The sequence below is a fragment of the Paenibacillus mucilaginosus 3016 genome (genome assembly GCF_000250655.1).
GTDB classification, from domain to species: domain Bacteria; phylum Bacillota; class Bacilli; order Paenibacillales; family NBRC-103111; genus Paenibacillus_G; species Paenibacillus_G mucilaginosus.
Window position 1 is genome coordinate 1747039 of record NC_016935.1, and the last position, 17223, is coordinate 1764261.

The following is a 17223-nucleotide window of genomic DNA, read 5'->3' on the forward strand; positions in this document are numbered from 1 at the left end:
GGCTGTGCTTTTTTGTTTCCATGGCTCCACAGCGCATAGCCCCGCGGTTCCTGTCTCATCCTATGAACAGTTCAGAATTCACCAAGAGATGAAGGAGCAGGAGCCCAACATGATGAAACATTGGCGTAATGTAACGATACTCGCAGTAGCCTCTTCCCTGGTGCTGACCACCGGATGCGGTCCGACGCTGTCCAAAGAACAGCAGCAGAGCCAGCAGCAGGGCATTCCGAGCACGAACGGACAGGCAGCGAACCGGCTGAAGAGCGAGCAGAGCAACGGAGTGAAGCAGCTGGGCACAGGGGGAACGACCCGGATCCAGGCTGCCGGCGGCAGCTCGCAGATTACGGTACCGGTCGTGGACGTGAACGGTACCGCCTATGTGGTTGGTTCGGATTTTGCGAAGAGCCTCGGCTATGATTTTGACTGGGATGCGGAGCGCAATGTGTTCCAGCTGGGGGACCATGATGCGGCGTATGAGTTCACGGCCGGATCCCCTCAGGCGGAGAAAGAAGACCGGAAGGTCTCGATGAACGAGCCTGTGCTGCTTCAGAACTCGCAGGTCCTGCTGCCGGTGGCGTCTCTGACAAGCCTGATGCAGGAGGAGCTGTCCATCCAGAAGCAGGACAAGAACATCGTGATTACGGCGTCGGATATGGCGGTAGAGGGGTCGATCGACGGACCGGATGAAGCGAATACCGGGGCGGAGCTGGACTTCGAGGATGATCCTACGGATCCGTTCAAAGGCGTGGAAGAGGATGCTTCCCCGACCATGGGCGCCTTGGAGGCCGAGGGAGTCAGCATCACCGTGGATGAGGATGCCGTACCGGTTCTCAAGAATATCAACGTACCGGGGATGATCGCGCAGGCCAAGCGCTACCTGGGTGTGAAGTACGACTTCGGGGCGAAGCCTTATCAACAGTCGGGCCGCTTCGACTGCTCCACTTATACGAGATACATTTTCGGAAAATACGGAATCAGCCTGCCGCGCACAGCCCGGGCTCAAGCCAGATTGGGCACATCGGTCAGCCGGAAGTCGCTCCGTAAGGGGGATCTGATGTTCTTCTATGTGCCGGGCCGCTTCAAGACGAACAAGACGGTCGGCCATGTCGGCATCTATATGGGCAATCAGCTCATGATTCACGCGTCTCCCAAGCCGAAGGATGGCGTGCAGATCACGAACATCAACAAAGCGTACTGGAAAAGAACGTATTTGTCGGCCAAGCGGTTTGTGTATTAATCCTGCAGCGAATGGCAGTGCAGGGAAAAGTCAAAAGAACGGAAACCACCCCAAGGACCCATGGTCCCTGGGGTTTTTCATTAGAGCAGACCTCAGGTCTACACAAAGATATGTTCGACTTCCAGATCCCGGCGTTCGGACAAATCGACGAATTCTCCGTCAAAGTTGACCAGCGGACGGAAAAAGTCGCTCGGGTTCGTCATGACGATCGTACCGATTTCACCGGTCAGCAGCTGTATCTTTTTGTTGATGAAATTCGGAATCATGTGACGGATGAACACCTGCGTAATCTCGGGATCGAGCTCCCCGAAGCTGCAGCGGTACAGCTCCCTTAAGACGTACAGCAGGTCGCGTTTCTTCTGATACACCCGCGTGGAGATCATCGCGCTGTAAATATCCGCCACAGCGACGATCTTGGCCATCGGATGGATGGCTTCCCTGCGGAGCTTGAGCGGATAACCGGAACCGTCGAAGCGCTCGTGATGCTGCAGCGCGGCCATGGTGATCTCTTCGGGGAAACCGGAGCGCTTCAGAATGTCGTAGCCGAAGACGGTATGCTTCTTGATCTCATCATATTCCTCCGCGGTCAAGCGGCTCGGCTTCTGAAGGATCGCACGGTCAATGCGGCATTTGCCGATATCGTGCAGATAGCCGGCACGGCCGGCCAGGAGGGCCTTTTCCTCGGTCTGTCCCATCCACTTGGCGATATAGTAGGAGATCATGCCTACCTGCACGCTGTGCTGGTATGTATAATCGTCGCGGTTGTTCAAGACGAGAAGCAGGGACACGACATCCTTCTCCTCATGAACCCGGCCGGCCAGCGGGTTGAAGCCCCGGGCTACCTGCTCGGGGGAGATGAAGCCTTCTTCGAGCGCTTGCTCGAACGTGATCTTGATGCCGTCGACCGCCTCCTGGTAAGCCGCGATGACGGCCTTCTCCCGGGCCGCTTCCTTCGGCTCGGAAGAGAAGGAGTACGCCTCAGCCGCAGTTGCAGTCGCGGGAGGGGAGGCTACTCCGTCAGGCGGTACGATATCGACCTTATCGATGCCGAGCCGTTGAAGCTTCTCGATGTCGGCGGCGCTTAAGAGGGTGCCGGCGGATAAGACCAGCAGTCCGCTGGGGTGAAAAGCATCCGTGCCGAGGCAGTCCCCGGCACGGACGTTCTTGGTAGGAATCAGCAAGGGTGTCACCTCAGGTCATGATGCGATTGGGTTTGCAGCCGTAAGAGCGGCTGAACTGGATCTATAGAGCAAGGATGAACCGCTTGACCCCTACATGCCGATGTACCGGCTGTATAAGCTTTTCGCTGCAACGGGATCGTCCGTTCCCTGGACGATCATCCGGCCGTCGGGGAAGAGGACCAGGGTCAGATCCCCCTCCAGATGGAGCTTCAGCAGGAAGGGATTGAGCTCCACGCGTCCGGCCTTCTCCAGGCGTGCCGCCCACTCCGGCAGCGAGAGCGTCCCCGGCTGAAGAGGCTGAATCTGCACGGAGTTGCGTCCGCAGAGCGTCTGGATCGTCTCTTCTTCATGAAGGGCATCCAGATAGTCATACTGCTCAAGACCGCAGCAGGGGCAGTCCGCTTTGCGCGCTTTCGTCACGTCGATGGCGGAATAATGGTTATACCACAGGTCCCAATGCACCATACGCCGGTTCAGAGCCTCTTCAGCTCCGGTCAGGAGCTTGAATGCCTCGGCGGCCTGGTGGGAGGCCACGGTATGGATGATGGGCCCGATCACGCCCGCCGTATCGCAGGTTTCGGCCGTTCCCTGGGCCGGAGCCTGGCCGAACATGCAGCGCAGACAGGGGGTCGTTCCCGGGATGACGGTCATGGAGACGCCGCGGGAGCTCACGGCACCGCCATAGATCCACGGGATGCCGTGCTTGACGCTGATATCGTTGATAAGAAAGCGCACAGAGAAATTATCGGTCCCATCCAGAATTAAATGAACATCAGATAATAATTCCTCGGCGTTGACGGGATTGAGGTCCGCCACAACGGGCTCGATGACTACCGACGAGTTTGCCGCCCGCAGACGGGCCGCACCGGCTTCTGCCTTCGGAGCGGAGCCGGAGGCATCGGCCTCGTCGTAGAGCATCTGGCGCTGAAGATTGCTTCGCTCGACGAAGTCCCGGTCGATCAGCCGGACATAGCCGACGCCGCCGCGCACCATATGGTTGGAGAGTACGGTGCCCAGTGCGCCCATCCCCACGATCGCTACGCGGGAGCGAAGAAGCTTCTCTTGGCCTTCCGGGCCGATCGGGGCGAACAGCATCTGGCGGGAATACCGTTCGCGGTCAGGGCCCTCCACCCCGGCTGCCGTGATGGGTTCATTCGTGCTCATGAGGCCGATCCCTCCTCTGCCGGGGCCGTGAGCGGATTCCAGGGGCCCTGCTGATGTCCTTTCCATTCCGAGCCGTCCTCCCAGATCTCCTTCTTCCAGATCGGCACGATCTGCTTGAGCCGCTCGATGGCATACCGGCTCGCATCATAAGAAGCATCCCGGTGGGGGGAGGAGACGGCGATGACCACGCTGATCTCTCCGATCGGAACGGGTCCGAGACGGTGGGTGATGGCGCACAGCGTTCCCGGCCAGCGGGCTTCGATCTCCCCGCCGATCTGTTCCATCGTCTTGAGCGCCATGGGCTCATAGCCTTCATATTCGAGCAGCGTCGTCCGCTGGCCGTGGGTGAACTCCCGGGTCGTACCGACGAAGGAGAGGGCCGCACCGTGGTGCGGACGGATGACTTTGGCAGTCACGTCTTCGACGGAGATCGGGTCGCGGGTAATGATCATGCGGGGGGCCTCGCCCCCGGATACCGGCGGGATCAGCGCGACTTCGTCGCCTGGGGTGATCAGCACGGTCTCGTCCGCATAGGCCTGGTTGACGGCGACGAAGGCCGCCTGGAGCTGTGCAGCAGCTTCAGGATACAGCCCGGCCACGAGCAGTTTGAGTTCACCCGGGCGGATGCCGGCAGGGGTTATATCCAGCTCGAGCACCGGAGCACCCAGGGATTCGGCGAGCCCGGCGAAGAGCAGCAGTTTCAATTTCATGGGAACCACTCCATTTATGTACGTTATGAGTAAGAAGAAGAGGGCGGAACCTTGCAGGAATAAGGGAAGCGGGCATTCCGCCGCAGATTCAGCATACCATATTTTCTGTAAAAAATGATATAATAGCAAAGACATGCTTACAAGCAAGGATCGGAGGCAGAACTCATGAAAATCGCAGTATATGATGAAAAAATCGGCTCGGAGCGGCTGACCGCGGACGAACTGGCGGCGATCGGACCGCTTCACCTCTCTGCAGCCGAGCGAGTGGAAGGAGTCTCCGGCCGCGCGGTCGACTTCCTTCAGTGGTACGCGGCCTGGAGGTCCCGGCACGGAGCGGAGGGGCAGCCGATGCCGAAGCGCCTCGGGGTGCGTGCCGCCGACGAATTCGAAGCCTCGGTTCCCTGGGCCCAGCTGGAGCGGGCTCTGCTTCTATACAGGCAGGAGGACGGCCAGCCGCTGAAGAAGGGCTATCCGCTGCGGCTGTATGTACCGGATGGAAGCAGCGACTGCCTCAACGTCAAGAGCGTGGTGCAGATCCGCTTTCTCTACGAGGGAGACCCGCAGGAAGGCGCCGATTACGGGTTCCGCAATCAGATCAGCCCGGACCAGCTGCGCAAGCGGGAAGCGAAGTAGCCCATGAGCGGGATCGACTCCGAAGGAAGGTGCCTGAGTGACTGACACAACCGTGAGGCTTCGCGTCCTTCATACGAACGATATTCACAGCCACTTTGAACATATGCCGAGCATCGCCTCCATCATCCGAACCCAGCGCGCCGAAGCGGGGGAGGACCATACGCTGACGCTCGATATCGGCGATCACATCGACCGGGTCCATCCCGCGACTGAGGGAACGCAGGGACGGGCCAATATCGCCGTATTGAACGCCATCGGCTATGATGCCGTGACGCTGGGCAACAACGAGGGCCTGACCCTGCAGCCGGAGATTCTCTCCCGGAGGTATGGGGAAGAGGCGGCGTTCCCCGTCGTGCTGGCCAATATGCCGGAGATGGCGAGCGGCACGCATCCGGCCTGGGCCGTTCCTTATCATATTGTTGTTAAATCGGGTATTCGCGTCGGTTTGATCGGTGTCACGGCTCCGTTCGCCGAATTCTATAATCTGCTTGGCTGGGATGTCCGGGACGCGGTCGAAACGGTGCGGCGGCTCAGCAGGGAGCTTCGTCCTCAGGTGGACGTTCTCGTGGTCATGTCCCACCTCGGAATCCGGAGCGATGAACGGATGGCCGCCGAGATTGAAGGGATCGACCTGATCCTGGGCGGGCATACCCACCATCTGATCGAGGAGCCGCTGCGCATCGGGCGCACGGCCGTCTGCGCGGCGGGCAAGTTCGGCCAGTATGTCGGCGTCGTCGACCTGGAGCTGGACTCGGCCAGTCGGGAGATCCGTAAGGTGGAATCCCGGGTGCTTGCTTCGGTAACCGGCGAGGAAGCAGGGGATATCACCTCATTGATCGCTTCCTACAGCGAGCAGGCGAGCCGGGTGCTGGACCGCGAGGTCGTGCGGCTGGACCGGCCGCTCAGCGTGGACTGGTACGGGGAATCCCAGCTCGGCAACGTGCTTGCGGCCGGCCTGCGCCGGCGCACCGGGGCGGAGATCGGGCTCGTCAATGCGGGACAGCTGCTGGGCGGCCCGCTGCAGGGGTCCGTCACCGCCGGGCGGCTGCTGGAGCTGTGCCCGTCGCCGATCAATCCGTGCCGGATGAAGCTCACGGGCGCCCAGCTCCTTCGGGCGCTCGAGGAATCGCTGCTGCCGGAGTATATGGATAAACCGCTGTACGGGTATGGCTTCCGCGGCAAAGTGCTCGGCACCTTGTGCGTGGACGGCATGACCATCGATTATGACCCGCAGGGGGAGCCGGGTGCGAAGATTCACAGCGTATTCGTCGGGACGGAGCCGCTTGAGCCCGCCCGTGCCTATACCGTCGGCACCATCGACATGTTCACCTTCGGCATCGGCTACCTGTCCATCAGCGAAGGAACGGAGCGGAAGTTCTACCTGCCGGAGTTTCTGCGGGACGTGCTCCTGAAGCAGCTGCATGACAAGGCGGTGCTTCAGGACAGCTCCAGGCTCCGCTGGATCCGCCTGGATGCCCGCCGGTCGACCTCTTGATACAGCAGCAGACCAAGCCCGTACTCCTCTTGCTGAAGGAGTACGGGCTTTTCTTTTCAATACAATCGTATTACGTTACAATGGAAAGTATATATCTAGTATAGGATATACATAGGTCCGCCTGGGGGGCTCCTCCGGGAAGGGACGATGATCTTATGAGAAGTCAGGTGTGAAGAAGAACCATGTCCGAAATCAACCAAGAAGGCCTCATCAGGGACCTTCCGCCCATAACACCCAGCAATGACCCATGGGATCCGCTGAATTCGTTCCGGCAGTACGGCGAGCACAAGCTGACCAGCGTGGAGCTCACGGTCACGAACCTGTGCAACATGCGCTGTGAGCACTGCGCCGTGGGAGAGTCTCTGACGATGACGGAAGGGCCGAGAATTCCCGTCTCCGTCATCCTGAAGAGGCTCGATGAAGTCGAGCATCTCGAGACGATCTCGATCACGGGGGGAGAGCCGAGCTATCACGCGTCGACGGTCAAGGATTACATCGTGCCGATTCTCCGCTACGCGAGGGAGAGAGGCGTCCGCTCGCAGATCAACTCGAACATCACGCTCGATCTGTCCCGCTACGAGATGATGGCGCCGTACCTGGACGTGATGCACATTTCGTTCAATTATCTGAACGGGGATGACTTCTACGGGGTCGGGTTCGAGCGCTCGCCGCGCCGCGTCAGCAAAGAGACGGCCTACAAGCTGTATGACCGGATGGTCGAGAATGCGGCGGCGCTGACCCGCGGCGGCATGTTCGTGTCAGCCGAAAGCATGATCAACTACAAGACGCATGAGAAGCTGGTCGGCATTCACGGCCTCATCCGGGATATGGGCTGCCAGCGCCACGAAGTGCACCCGATGTACCCGAGCGCCTTCGCCTCTCATCTTCCGCGGCTCTCGCTTGACGATACCCGCAGGGCCGTCACCAAGCTGCTGAACGGCCGGGACCCGGAGCTGTGGATGCTCTTCGGCACGCTGCCGTTCTATGCCTGCAGCCCGCTGGAGCAGGACCGGGAGCTGGTGAGGCGCCTTCGCGAAGAGCCTAATGTCACCGTCCGCAACGATCCGGACGGACGCAACCGCCTTAATGTGAATCTCTTTACCGGGGATGTCTATGTAACCGACTTTTCTGACGTGCCTTCTTTGGGTAATGTACATCAAGACAGGCTGGAGGACGTGTTCTCCCGTTGGAAGAACCACCCGCTGAACGGGACCGTGTCCTGCTACTGCCCGGCAGCGGCCTGCTGCGGGCCCAACCTGCTGGTCGTGGATACATATTACAAGGATGTGGACTTCCGCTCGCGGCGTGCCGTGGTCTGACGGAGTCCCATCCGCCCATCCTATTAACGCAAAGGAGATTGACGTCATTGGACGCACTCGCCAGTCACAGTACGGGATTCGATTTGGGGGCGATCTCCCTCAACCTTCTCTTGGTCTTATTCCTGGTTCTCTTGAACGGGTTCTTCGTAGCCGCCGAGTTTGCGCTCGTCAAGGTCAGACAGTCCCGGCTGCAGCAGCTCGACAGTGAAGGCAACGGCAAGGCGCGGTATGCGCTGGCCGTCACCGGCAAGCTGGATGCCTATCTGTCCTCGACGCAGCTCGGGATTACGCTGGCATCGCTCGGCCTCGGCTGGGTAGGGGAGCCGGCGATCGCCCACCTGATCGTGGATCCGGCCTTCGCGGCCCTTGGACTCGCGGACGCGTGGTATGCCGACGCGGTGTCCTTTGCCATCGCCTTCGCCTCCATTACCTTCCTGCATATCGTGCTGGGGGAACTGGCGCCCAAGTCGCTGGCGATACAGAAATCGGAGATGACCTCCCTGTGGCTGTCTGCGCCATTAATGTTTTTCTACCGTATCTTCTATCCTGTCATCTGGCTGCTGAACGGTGCGGCCAACCGGCTCCTCCGACTGCTGGGTGTTGAACCGGCCACGGAGCATGAGGCGGCCCATACCGAAGAGGAGATCCGCATCCTCATGGATCAAAGCGCGCGCAGCGGGCATATCGACAAGGATGAGCTCGCCCTCTTCGACAATATCTTCGAATTCTCGGACCGGGTGGCGCGCGAGATCATGCTGCCCCGTACGGATATGGACTGCCTGTTCACCGAGCTCAGCTTCGAGGAGAATCTGAAGATGGTGTACCAGACGAAGCATACCCGCTATCCGGTGGCGACCAGCGACAAGGATGAGATCGTCGGCTTCGTCCACATGTCCGATCTGCTGACGGCCGAGCCGGACAAAGCACACGACCTGAAGGACTTCCTGAGGCCGGTGCTGATGGTGCCGGAGTCGATGGAGATCTCCCACGTGCTGAAGCTCATGCAGCGCAAGCGGTCGCAGCTTGCCGTCGTAATCGACGAATACGGCGGAACCGCGGGGCTCCTCACGGCCGAGGATATCCTGGAGGAGATCGTGGGCGAGATGCACGACGAGTTCGACGAAGGGGAGAGGCCGGAGATCGAGAAGCTCCCCGACGGCTATTCGGTGGACGGCCGGGCCCTGCTGGAGGAGCTCGACGATCTGCTGGCGCTCGGCATCGTGGATGACGAAGTCGATTCGATCGGCGGCTGGCTGTTCAAGCAGATGGAGGGCACGGTCGCCCGCGGCCGCAAGTACGGCTATGAAGGCTTCGTATATGAGATCACCGAGACGGAGCGTCTGCGGGTGCTCAGGGTTAAGATTACGCCGGAATCCAGGCAAACGGAGCTTCCGCTGACGGCGGAGCTGCCCGGCGACAGAGAGGATCAACATTAAAACTGGGGGGTCACTCGCTAGATGCCGCTTCGTACCTTGCTGTTCTGCGCGATAAGCGCGCTGCTGCTATACGGTCTGTTCACCACCGGCTTTCCCTTTCTGCTGGCCGTTCTGATCGCGATCCTGATTGAACCGGTGGTCGCCGCCATGATGAAATACCTGAAGTTCGGGAGGGTCCCCGCGGCCGTGATCGCCTGCACCCTGTATACCGCCCTCTTCATGGGGTTCGTGTATCTCGTCGGCTTCAAGATGGTATCCGAGCTGGTGCAGTTCGCGAAGAATATGCCGGATTATCTCAACAACGCGGTCACCCTGTTCAACGATACGACCGCCAAGACCGAGCTGCTCTATGAAGCGCTCCCGACTGGGATGGCGGAGCAGGTTCAGAAGTGGCTCGGGTCGGGCGTTGGCGCCCTGACCGAAAGCCTGAAGAGCATCTTTGCCGGGGTGTCCCGTTATTCCCTCGGCGTGGCGAAGACGATTCCCAGCCTGTTTATCTTCTTCGTGGTCTTCGTGATCGGCCTGTATCTGATCTCCCTCAGCCTTCCGAAGCTCTACCAGTCCTTCCTCGGCTTGTTCGATCAGAATTCCCGTGCGAAAGTGGCAACGGTGCTTGTGGACCTGCGCCGCGCCATCTTCGGCTTCATTCTGGCCCAGTTCATCATCTCCCTGCTGACGTATATCGTCACGCTGATCGGGCTGCTGATCCTCGGAGTGGATTATCCGATGGCCATCGCCCTGCTGATCGTGCTCGTCGATATTCTGCCGGTGCTCGGCGTCAGTGCCGTGCTGTTCCCGTGGGCAGGCTACAGCTTCCTCGTGGGGGATTCGCATCTGGCCATCGGGCTGCTGGTGCTGTTCCTGGTGATTCTGATCTTCCGGCGCATCATCGAACCGAAGATCATCGGCGACGCCGTCGGGATCAATGCGCTTGCCGCACTGATCAGCATCTATGTCGGGTTCAAGCTGATGGGGGCCATCGGCCTGATCCTCGGTCCGGTCATGGTCATAGTCTATTCGGCCCTGCGCCGCGTCGGTTTACTTAAAATCAACATCAAGCTGGACAATTAACGGACATACATAGGTGCAGCATCAATTCGTAGGGGGACAAGGAATGGAGGCACAGCTGCCCGCGGTCAAACAGCATACGAGAACCCCGCTGGCCAAAGTGCTGCGGCGGGCGGTTCTCATCTTTTTCGGGGCGGCGCTCGTCTCGGTGGGTCTGGAGATCTTCCTTGTGCCCAACAATATTATCGACGGAGGCATCGTCGGGATCTCGATCATAACGGCGCATCTGTCCGCGCTGCCGATCGGCCTGTTCCTGCTGCTCTATAACCTGCCGTTTCTCCTGCTCGGCTACAAGCAGATCGGCAAGACCTTCGCCCTGTCCACCCTCTATGCCGTCCTGCTCATGTCGCTCGGGACCTGGCTGCTGCATCCGGTCAAGGCGCTGACGGTCGATCCGCTGCTGGCGGCGGTATTCGGCGGGATCATTCTCGGCATCGGCGTCGGGATGGTCATTCGCTCCGGAGGCTCGCTGGACGGAACGGAGATTCTGGCGATTCTTTTCAGCAAAAAAACGCCGTTCTCCGTTGGCGAAATCGTCATGTTCTTCAACCTGTTCATCCTGAGCAGTGCAGGATTCGTCTTCGGCTGGGACCGTGCGATGTACTCGCTGATCGCATACTATATCGCTTTCAAGATGATCGACATCACGATCGAAGGATTCGACGAATCGAAGTCCGTGTGGGTCATCAGCGAGAACAGCCGCGAGATCGGCGAGGCGATCATGCAGCGCCTCGGGCGAGGCGTGACATACCTGAACGGCGAAGGGGGCTTCAGCGGCGACAGCCGGCGCGTGATCTTCTGCGTGATCAACCGGCTGGAGGAAGCGAAGCTGAAGTCGATTGTGGAAGAGCATGACCGTACCGCCTTCCTCGCGGTAGGCAACATTCACGATGTGAAGGGCGGAAGGTTCAAGAAAAAGAATATTCACTGATGCTGGAGCCTGCGAGAGGTGGCGGCATTCCACACCGTAGAGAATACACAAAAAAGAAGCGAAGCTGCAGCTGCTGCAGTTTCGCTTCTTTTTTGTGGTTCTAGAACCGGCGGGCGCCGAGGTACTTCGGACCCCAGTAGGTATTGTTCATGTTCTGAACATAAATCCCTACGGAGCTGAGGGCGGAGATGAACTGGCCGTTGCCTACATAGATGCCCATGTGGGAGGCCACGCCCGGCGTGCCCAGGGAGAAGAAGACGAGGTCGCCCGGCACAAGCTTCGCTTTGTCCACCGCAGTGCCCATCGTGAACATAGCTGCCGACGTCGTACGTGTCAGCGGAACGCCGTGCTTCGTAAACATGAAGTAGACGAAGCCGGAGCAGTCAAAGCCCTCCGGTGTCGCGCCGCCCCACTTGTAAGGCACGCGGAGGTACTGGTAGGAATCCGCTACGATGGCCTTGCGGACAAGCGCGAAAGCAATGCGCTCGCGTGTAACCGGGTCCGCTGTCCCTGTAACAGGGAGGCTGTAAGCTGTCTGGAAGGCACGGACTGCACCTGCAGTCACGGTACCGTAATAGTTCGTGATCGTCGGGTACACAAAGTAACCCAGGGTTTTGAGGTCCCGCTGAAGCTGGGAAACGGCGTCAGAGGTCATTCCCTGATAGAGTGTCGTGTAGACCGTAGCCGTCTCGGCTGCCTGTGCCGCAGGAACGAGGGCAGGATTGGCGGTAACGAAGACAGCGGCAGCGGCTGTCAGCAGGATCATCTTGTTCGTCGCTTTCTTCATTAGGGCTGGGGTCTCCTTTGTCCTCACCGATGGCGGGCAGGGTATGTGTCCAATCTGCTGTCATTTTATACGCATAATGGACAAGCGAACAATGTATAAATGTTGGGAGCATGCCAAAGGAGGTCCGCCCATGGATCAGGTGAAAGTCTGGTACCCTTATGTCGGTCCCTGCGACCCCTGCCCGCCGATTAAGGTGAAGACGTACGTTACCCCGCCGAACCTGTACATCCGCTACCAGCCGCCCGGTCTGCCGCAGTTCTCCCCGCAGGAGGCTTTGTGCCGCGGAACGCTGTGGCCCGCACTCTACAGTCCCTATGAAGGCAAGAACACCTGAGGGGAGAGGAGGAGAGGACGATGGAACGCAAAGCGCTGCCGGAGCAGTTCTACACCCAGCTCCAGGAGCTGCAGGCCATTGATTTTGTGCTCGTCGAGCTGACGCTCTACCTGGACACCCATCCTGGGGATGCACAGGCCATCGCCCAGTACAACCAGTTCGCTCAATACCGCATGGGCCTGGCGCATCAGTTCCAGCAGGAGTTTGGCCCCTTGACCTCCTACGGGCACAGCTTCTCCAAGCAGCCCTGGGAGTGGGTGGAAGTCCCTTGGCCGTGGCAGGTCTGATGGATCGGCATACCTCAAGGAGGGGAGGCAGGAAGCATGTGGATTTATGAGAAGAAGCTGCAGTACCCGGTCAAGGTCAGCAAGTGCGACCCCCGCATGGCGCGGCTGCTGCTCGAGCAGTACGGGGGAGCGGACGGGGAGCTTGCCGCCGCGCTCCGCTATCTCAATCAGCGGTATTCGATTCCGGACAAAGTGATCGGGCTGCTGACCGATATCGGGACGGAGGAATATGCGCACATCGATGTCATCCGTGAGAATCTTTATGGAGGAATAATATAAATTCCCACCCAATTATTGATTTAGCCTAAACGCTTTAGATAAACATCCATATAATACAGTATCGGTTCCGAAGGGAGGATAAACCATGAGCTGCGTGAAAGGCTTCTATACCAGCACGGCGACAATCCTTGTTCTTTACATTCTGCTGGTTATCGTTCTCGGGGCAGGATGGATCATCTAATGGATTAAAGCTCAAGCCTTCGGGCTTGAGCTTTAATTTTGGTTCAGGGAAAAAAGTATCATGTGGAATAACGGAATAAAAACTCGAATAAAGTTCTATATAGAGGTCGAACGCCGCGGCCTCTTGCCCAGCTGACGGTGGATAAGTTGGATAGTTGGACCAGTTGTCAGCAGCGCGCCCATGTGAGTGCCTCCTTACCAAAGAAGCTCCCAGGCCAAATTGCCTGGGGGCTTCTTTGTTGTCTCAGATATCCTGGCAGCCTTTTTTCGCTCAAGGAGGAATAGAAACTGAGTCTCATCATGTGTGCACATCGCAGTCATACGTGAGCATAAAAAAAATGGCTACGCTCCAATGAAGCCGATGGAGGGTAGCCATTTTTTATTTAAGCGAACAAAGAAGGCGTTATCTGACAAGTAAGGAGTTGTATGACACGCGGCTGCTACTTATACGGATAGTTATCTCAGTTTACCTGCTATTCGCGAGTTCTTTTCGTTTTGGTGCTAGTGGAGGTTGTTCTAACCATTGGTTCTCCGTCATTAAGTCAAACCAATCTTTTGTAACTGCCAGGTTTTTTATTATAATCTTTTCATACTGAACTATAAGGTCTGCTCGCATTGCTGACGCAAGTCCTGCTCCATGATAAGCTTGTGACGTTTGTACCAAAAACCCCATGTGGTACAGCATTAGTTTATCTGAGAAAGGGGAATCTGTTGAGCTAGTAATTTCAGTTTCCCAAGAACTTGGTACAGGCAAGTTATCGTCCCGTAAGATGTTGCTTAAATTCCGAATCTGTTCCTCAGAGGTTTCTTGTGTTGATGTTAAAAATTTCCTCACACTTTCTGATCGGGTAACTTGGCTAAACGCAATAGAAAGAGTCTTCTCGAGAATTTTCTTTTTAATATTAAATGAAAGGCTGATAATCTCAGTAGCGGCTAATGGACGTCTTTCTCCAAAGAATCCGTCTAGAAATCTTTTTTTCTGAACATACTCAGGACTTTCTTCTGGAAAAAAATAAGGGTCTCTTTGAAAAAGTCCTTTTTCAAGTAGTAGATCAATGGTTTTATCATACATTTTCTTTCCATCATCGTCACATATATTATAAAATTGGCGCAAATCCTTCCTGACAGAAGCAGATAGTGAAGTTACATGCCCCAACAAACCATGGAGAGTCATGACATGCAAGTACTGCAAGCAGAAGGTGTCTGAAAATAATCTTTTAGACCCTTCATTAAGGTCGTGATCGTTGAAACCAATTGGTACGGGAAAGCCTTCCTTTTCAAGAAAATTTGATATTTCGTTTTTTTGTTTTTCGAATGTCTTTATCGCTTCGTCAAAGATTGTTTTTATTTTCATATCCTCTATGATGCTGTACATGTATTTGTTTATAACATGAACAGCCGTTCCGTTAACAAACTCCCCCCACAATGTGCCAACTTCAGCTGAGGTTAATTTTAAACTATTCATAATAAAAACTCCTCGTAAGGTCTGGTTTTTGTTTTTATTATTATTTGTCAAATGGATGAGAATTTATCAATTTTCTCATTGAATCGTGCACTGCATTGTAATTGAATCGCAGGCGCAGTAGCTCAATTTTATGGTTGGGCAAGGATTAAAAACTGAGTGGGATCATATACATAGGTCATCACAATTCATCACCTATAACTTAGGTGTACTGAAGAATGTGCGCCCCTATAAGTCATAGGTGAGAACACAAAAAGGGACACTCTCCGACGCAGGAGATGTCCCTCTTTTTCATAAAATAAAACTAATTTGTGCAGTGCATAAATTGTTATCAACCTATGCTCGAACGTTTCGGCATATAAAAAATGCAGTTATATTTATGAGGAATAACGTTCTTCAAATTGCTTATTAATAGCCTTCGCAAAATTGTAGATTGAATCTTTTTGTTGGACGATAGAAATTCCGACTCCGGTACGAGTAGAGCGGGATTTATTAATCTCCCCGGAGTCAACCCAAAAGTAGATCCGGTAAAGCGGTTGATCGTATTCTTTAGCGATCTCAGCTTTAATTTCAGCAATTGTAATTGAAAATGCCGGTTCAGTTGAGTCCCAGGGACTATGTTGCAAAATATACTCCCAGTGATCTGAAAGAAGTGACGTAAAGCTTCTTACATCGTCACACAAAACTGATAAATCAAAAGATAGTTGCTGTGCTCCAAAAGTGAACTTTACTTCTACTTTGCATGCAACTTCGTCTATATGTTCAGTAACATTGAAGTTTAATGATGTACCGGATGCCGAATATCCATAATCCTTTAAACAAGGCATGATTAAACTCTCCTTTTTGAGGAAAGTTTACCATCTCCAATTGCTATTTACAAATTTTTGTGCGATTTCATTGAATTCTGGCTTGTATATAGTTGAAATGTTCTTCGTATTACCTACGAACACAACAACAATATTTTGGTTCTGATCCCAAATGGCCCGAGCTCTACTAAACTGATCCATCATTTTTCTTCCATTTGTAATGGCATTTGCTACTTGATCGGTTGTAATTTGACGTTCATTTGCTCTTTGAATTGCATGTGCAGTGAACGTAACCGTAGCCTGTGCAATTCTACTTGCAATAATCCTGGCGCATGTAGCAGCAATAAAATAAACAATTGGGGCAAATTTAGGGCCGATTGTTTTACTTGGCGTAAAAGTTACCGGAAGTCTAGCAGTTTTAATAGAATTCCAGAAATGTGCCTTTTCTTCCACGCTTAAAGCATTATATAAACCTTGAAGGTTTTTATCTTGCTTTAAGTAGTTGTCCGTATCAAAAATATATCTGTTAAACTGATTATAATCTAAATTCGATACATACGAGGACAATTTTTGAGCGTTACTTGCAGTCTCTTGAATTGTATACGAGTTTTGTGCATTAGCAAAGGTAGGCAAAGCCACGCTAGCTATCATAGCAAAAGCAATACAACCACTAATTATTTTTCCGTATCTCATCGTTGGAAATACCTCCCATATTTTTAGTACGTCTAGGATGTTAACATGAAAACCAAAACTTGTAAATAAAATAAAATAATTTGTTATTTGCTAAATAATGTGATATTTTTATGGAGTTTCCTGTAAATTCTGAGTGAAGGAGTTTTTTATGCTGCTGAAGTTTAGACAACAAAAAGATAACATGTCTACTCAAAACATGTGGGAGGATTGGCAAGATTTTAGGAATTCATTTGGTAGCACACTGTTAAAAATAAACGAATTGCTTACTATAAATAGAGGTCGTGTTTTACTTCTTGGGGCTGGGAATGGTAACGATGTCCCAATTGAGATAATAGAGGAAATGTTTGAAGAAATTGTCCTAGTAGACATTGATTCAGAAGCTCTATCTAGATTCATTTCAAAAACTGGCAATTCAAAAAAATATACTTGCATAGAAGCAGACTTATCAGGAATCGGACATCTAATTCCAGATTTAAAACACAAATCAGAAAGACATATTATCGAATTATTAGAATCCATTAACTATGAGCCTTTATGGGTTAAGAAAATTACTGGGAAATTCGATTGTGTAATTAATTGCCATTATACGTCTCAATTAATAGCACCAATTTTTATGAGTCGATTTGATAATCGAGTAACATATCCAAGTCGCAAATACTTGCTATCTCTATCTAATTGTTCTAAACGTGTATTGGGAGGGCTTTTTCGAGATATACATCTCGTAATGTCAGATGGAGGCATATTTATACACTCAACTGATGTTTTTGAAGTCAGTTTCAATTCAAATGGGAAAAGCCACCCTGGTTCCAGTGAGATATTAAAAGCCACAGGTGGTGACTTACAAAAAGTCGGCGAAATTGTATCATTATATGATGAATTGATGAAGAAGGGATATCATGTTACTGGAAGTGAGTACCCCGATAATTTGAAGGATATTTTTGAGCATTTCGTCATGTTTATTAATCCTTGGACATTTATAGATTCTGATATAGAAAAAAAGACGTATATTGTTTTTACTGATGCTTTTCGTAAAAAATAAATGTAACATCGAATGAAGCAATTAGCTGCCAGCTGCCGATCCGGCAGCCTTTTTTATGCTCAGGAAAGATTAAAGATTTAGCTCCTTCATAATATATAGGTCATCACACCACATGACCGATAACTATAGTGTGCTGAAGAATATACGCACATATAAGTAAAACATAAAAAAAGGGATACCCT

At 53.9% G+C, this 17223-nt stretch carries 18 protein-coding genes and 1 pseudogene; 12 read left to right on the forward strand and 7 right to left on the reverse strand.

Annotated elements, in window-relative coordinates:
- Window positions 1-109: 109 nt before the first annotated feature.
- Entirely contained in the window at window positions 110-1237 is a 1128-nt protein-coding gene (locus PM3016_RS07935; RefSeq protein WP_013914904.1) for a C40 family peptidase, read from the forward strand.
- Between the two features lie 98 nt (window positions 1238-1335).
- Here PM3016_RS07935 and PM3016_RS07940 read toward each other — a convergent pair whose 3' ends face one another.
- The 3 genes from PM3016_RS07940 to PM3016_RS07950 all read right to left on the reverse strand — a co-directional run bounded on the left by PM3016_RS07940 (window position 1336) and on the right by PM3016_RS07950 (window position 4292).
- Window positions 1336-2418: an HD-GYP domain-containing protein gene (locus tag PM3016_RS07940; RefSeq protein WP_014369058.1), complete on the reverse strand. Its 1083-nt coding sequence runs from the start codon at window positions 2416-2418 to the stop codon at window positions 1336-1338.
- A 90-nt stretch (window positions 2419-2508) separates the two neighbouring features.
- Window positions 2509-3582 carry a ThiF family adenylyltransferase gene (locus PM3016_RS07945; protein WP_013914906.1) on the reverse strand — a complete coding sequence of 358 codons (1074 nt, stop codon included), beginning with the start codon at window positions 3580-3582 and terminating at the stop codon, window positions 2509-2511.
- Window positions 3579-4292 carry a molybdenum cofactor biosynthesis protein gene (locus PM3016_RS07950; RefSeq protein WP_013914907.1) on the reverse strand — a complete coding sequence of 238 codons (714 nt, stop codon included), beginning with the start codon at window positions 4290-4292 and terminating at the stop codon, window positions 3579-3581. Before PM3016_RS07950 ends, PM3016_RS07945 begins: the two co-directional genes overlap by 4 nt.
- Before the next feature lie 165 nt (window positions 4293-4457).
- On the opposite strand from PM3016_RS07950, the gene PM3016_RS07955 reads away from it, so the two are divergent.
- The 6 genes from PM3016_RS07955 to PM3016_RS07980 all read left to right on the forward strand — a co-directional run bounded on the left by PM3016_RS07955 (window position 4458) and on the right by PM3016_RS07980 (window position 11174).
- Window positions 4458-4925, forward strand: coding sequence for a molybdopterin-binding protein (locus PM3016_RS07955; RefSeq protein WP_013914908.1), 468 nt, complete (start codon window positions 4458-4460; stop codon window positions 4923-4925).
- 37 nt (window positions 4926-4962) lie between these two features.
- Window positions 4963-6420, forward strand: a complete 1458-nt coding sequence (locus PM3016_RS07960) for a bifunctional metallophosphatase/5'-nucleotidase (protein ID WP_014369059.1) — start codon at window positions 4963-4965, stop codon at window positions 6418-6420.
- Between the two features lie 182 nt (window positions 6421-6602).
- Window positions 6603-7739, forward strand: a complete 1137-nt coding sequence (gene yfkAB / locus PM3016_RS07965) for a radical SAM/CxCxxxxC motif protein YfkAB (protein ID WP_013914910.1) — start codon at window positions 6603-6605, stop codon at window positions 7737-7739.
- 47 nt (window positions 7740-7786) lie between these two features.
- Window positions 7787-9175 carry a hemolysin family protein gene (locus tag PM3016_RS07970; protein ID WP_013914911.1) on the forward strand — a complete coding sequence of 463 codons (1389 nt, stop codon included), beginning with the start codon at window positions 7787-7789 and terminating at the stop codon, window positions 9173-9175.
- Window positions 9176-9196: 21 nt separating this feature from the next.
- Complete coding sequence (ytvI, locus tag PM3016_RS07975; protein ID WP_014369060.1) at window positions 9197-10246, forward strand: sporulation integral membrane protein YtvI; 1050 nt, start codon at window positions 9197-9199, stop codon at window positions 10244-10246.
- 43 nt (window positions 10247-10289) lie between these two features.
- Window positions 10290-11174: a YitT family protein gene (locus PM3016_RS07980; protein WP_013914913.1), complete on the forward strand. Its 885-nt coding sequence runs from the start codon at window positions 10290-10292 to the stop codon at window positions 11172-11174.
- 100 nt (window positions 11175-11274) lie between these two features.
- Here PM3016_RS07980 and PM3016_RS07985 read toward each other — a convergent pair whose 3' ends face one another.
- The gene (locus tag PM3016_RS07985) at window positions 11275-11961 is read right to left on the reverse strand and encodes a C40 family peptidase (RefSeq protein WP_014369061.1); all 687 of its coding nucleotides are present in this window, start codon (window positions 11959-11961) and stop codon (window positions 11275-11277) included.
- A gap of 130 nt (window positions 11962-12091) precedes the next feature.
- Here PM3016_RS07985 and PM3016_RS07990 point away from each other — a divergent pair, with 130 nt between their 5' ends.
- The 4 genes and pseudogenes from PM3016_RS07990 (at window position 12092) to PM3016_RS37155 (ending at window position 13042) form a co-directional block, all read left to right on the forward strand.
- Window positions 12092-12295, forward strand: coding sequence for a spore coat associated protein CotJA (locus PM3016_RS07990; RefSeq protein WP_014369062.1), 204 nt, complete (start codon window positions 12092-12094; stop codon window positions 12293-12295).
- Window positions 12296-12315: 20 nt separating this feature from the next.
- Window positions 12316-12582 (forward strand): spore coat protein CotJB, encoded by a 267-nt coding sequence (locus PM3016_RS07995; protein ID WP_013914916.1) that lies wholly within the window; start codon window positions 12316-12318, stop codon window positions 12580-12582.
- A gap of 36 nt (window positions 12583-12618) precedes the next feature.
- A pseudogene (locus tag PM3016_RS08000) lies at window positions 12619-12846 on the forward strand (manganese catalase family protein); the annotation flags it as partial.
- Between the two features lie 100 nt (window positions 12847-12946).
- The gene (locus PM3016_RS37155; protein ID WP_014369064.1) at window positions 12947-13042 is read left to right on the forward strand and encodes a YjcZ family sporulation protein; all 96 of its coding nucleotides are present in this window, start codon (window positions 12947-12949) and stop codon (window positions 13040-13042) included.
- A 465-nt stretch (window positions 13043-13507) separates the two neighbouring features.
- Here PM3016_RS37155 and PM3016_RS08005 read toward each other — a convergent pair whose 3' ends face one another.
- From PM3016_RS08005 to PM3016_RS37160, 3 genes are all read right to left on the reverse strand, one after another.
- Window positions 13508-14506 (reverse strand): DUF3231 family protein, encoded by a 999-nt coding sequence (locus PM3016_RS08005; protein WP_014369065.1) that lies wholly within the window; start codon window positions 14504-14506, stop codon window positions 13508-13510.
- Between the two features lie 374 nt (window positions 14507-14880).
- Window positions 14881-15330 carry a hypothetical protein gene (locus tag PM3016_RS38060; protein ID WP_148279670.1) on the reverse strand — a complete coding sequence of 150 codons (450 nt, stop codon included), beginning with the start codon at window positions 15328-15330 and terminating at the stop codon, window positions 14881-14883.
- A gap of 27 nt (window positions 15331-15357) precedes the next feature.
- The gene (locus PM3016_RS37160; RefSeq protein WP_014369066.1) at window positions 15358-16002 is read right to left on the reverse strand and encodes a DUF4258 domain-containing protein; all 645 of its coding nucleotides are present in this window, start codon (window positions 16000-16002) and stop codon (window positions 15358-15360) included.
- Window positions 16003-16150: 148 nt separating this feature from the next.
- On the opposite strand from PM3016_RS37160, the gene PM3016_RS08010 reads away from it, so the two are divergent.
- Window positions 16151-17041, forward strand: a complete 891-nt coding sequence (locus PM3016_RS08010; RefSeq protein ID WP_014369067.1) for a hypothetical protein — start codon at window positions 16151-16153, stop codon at window positions 17039-17041.
- The last annotated feature ends 182 nt before the right edge of the window (window positions 17042-17223 follow it).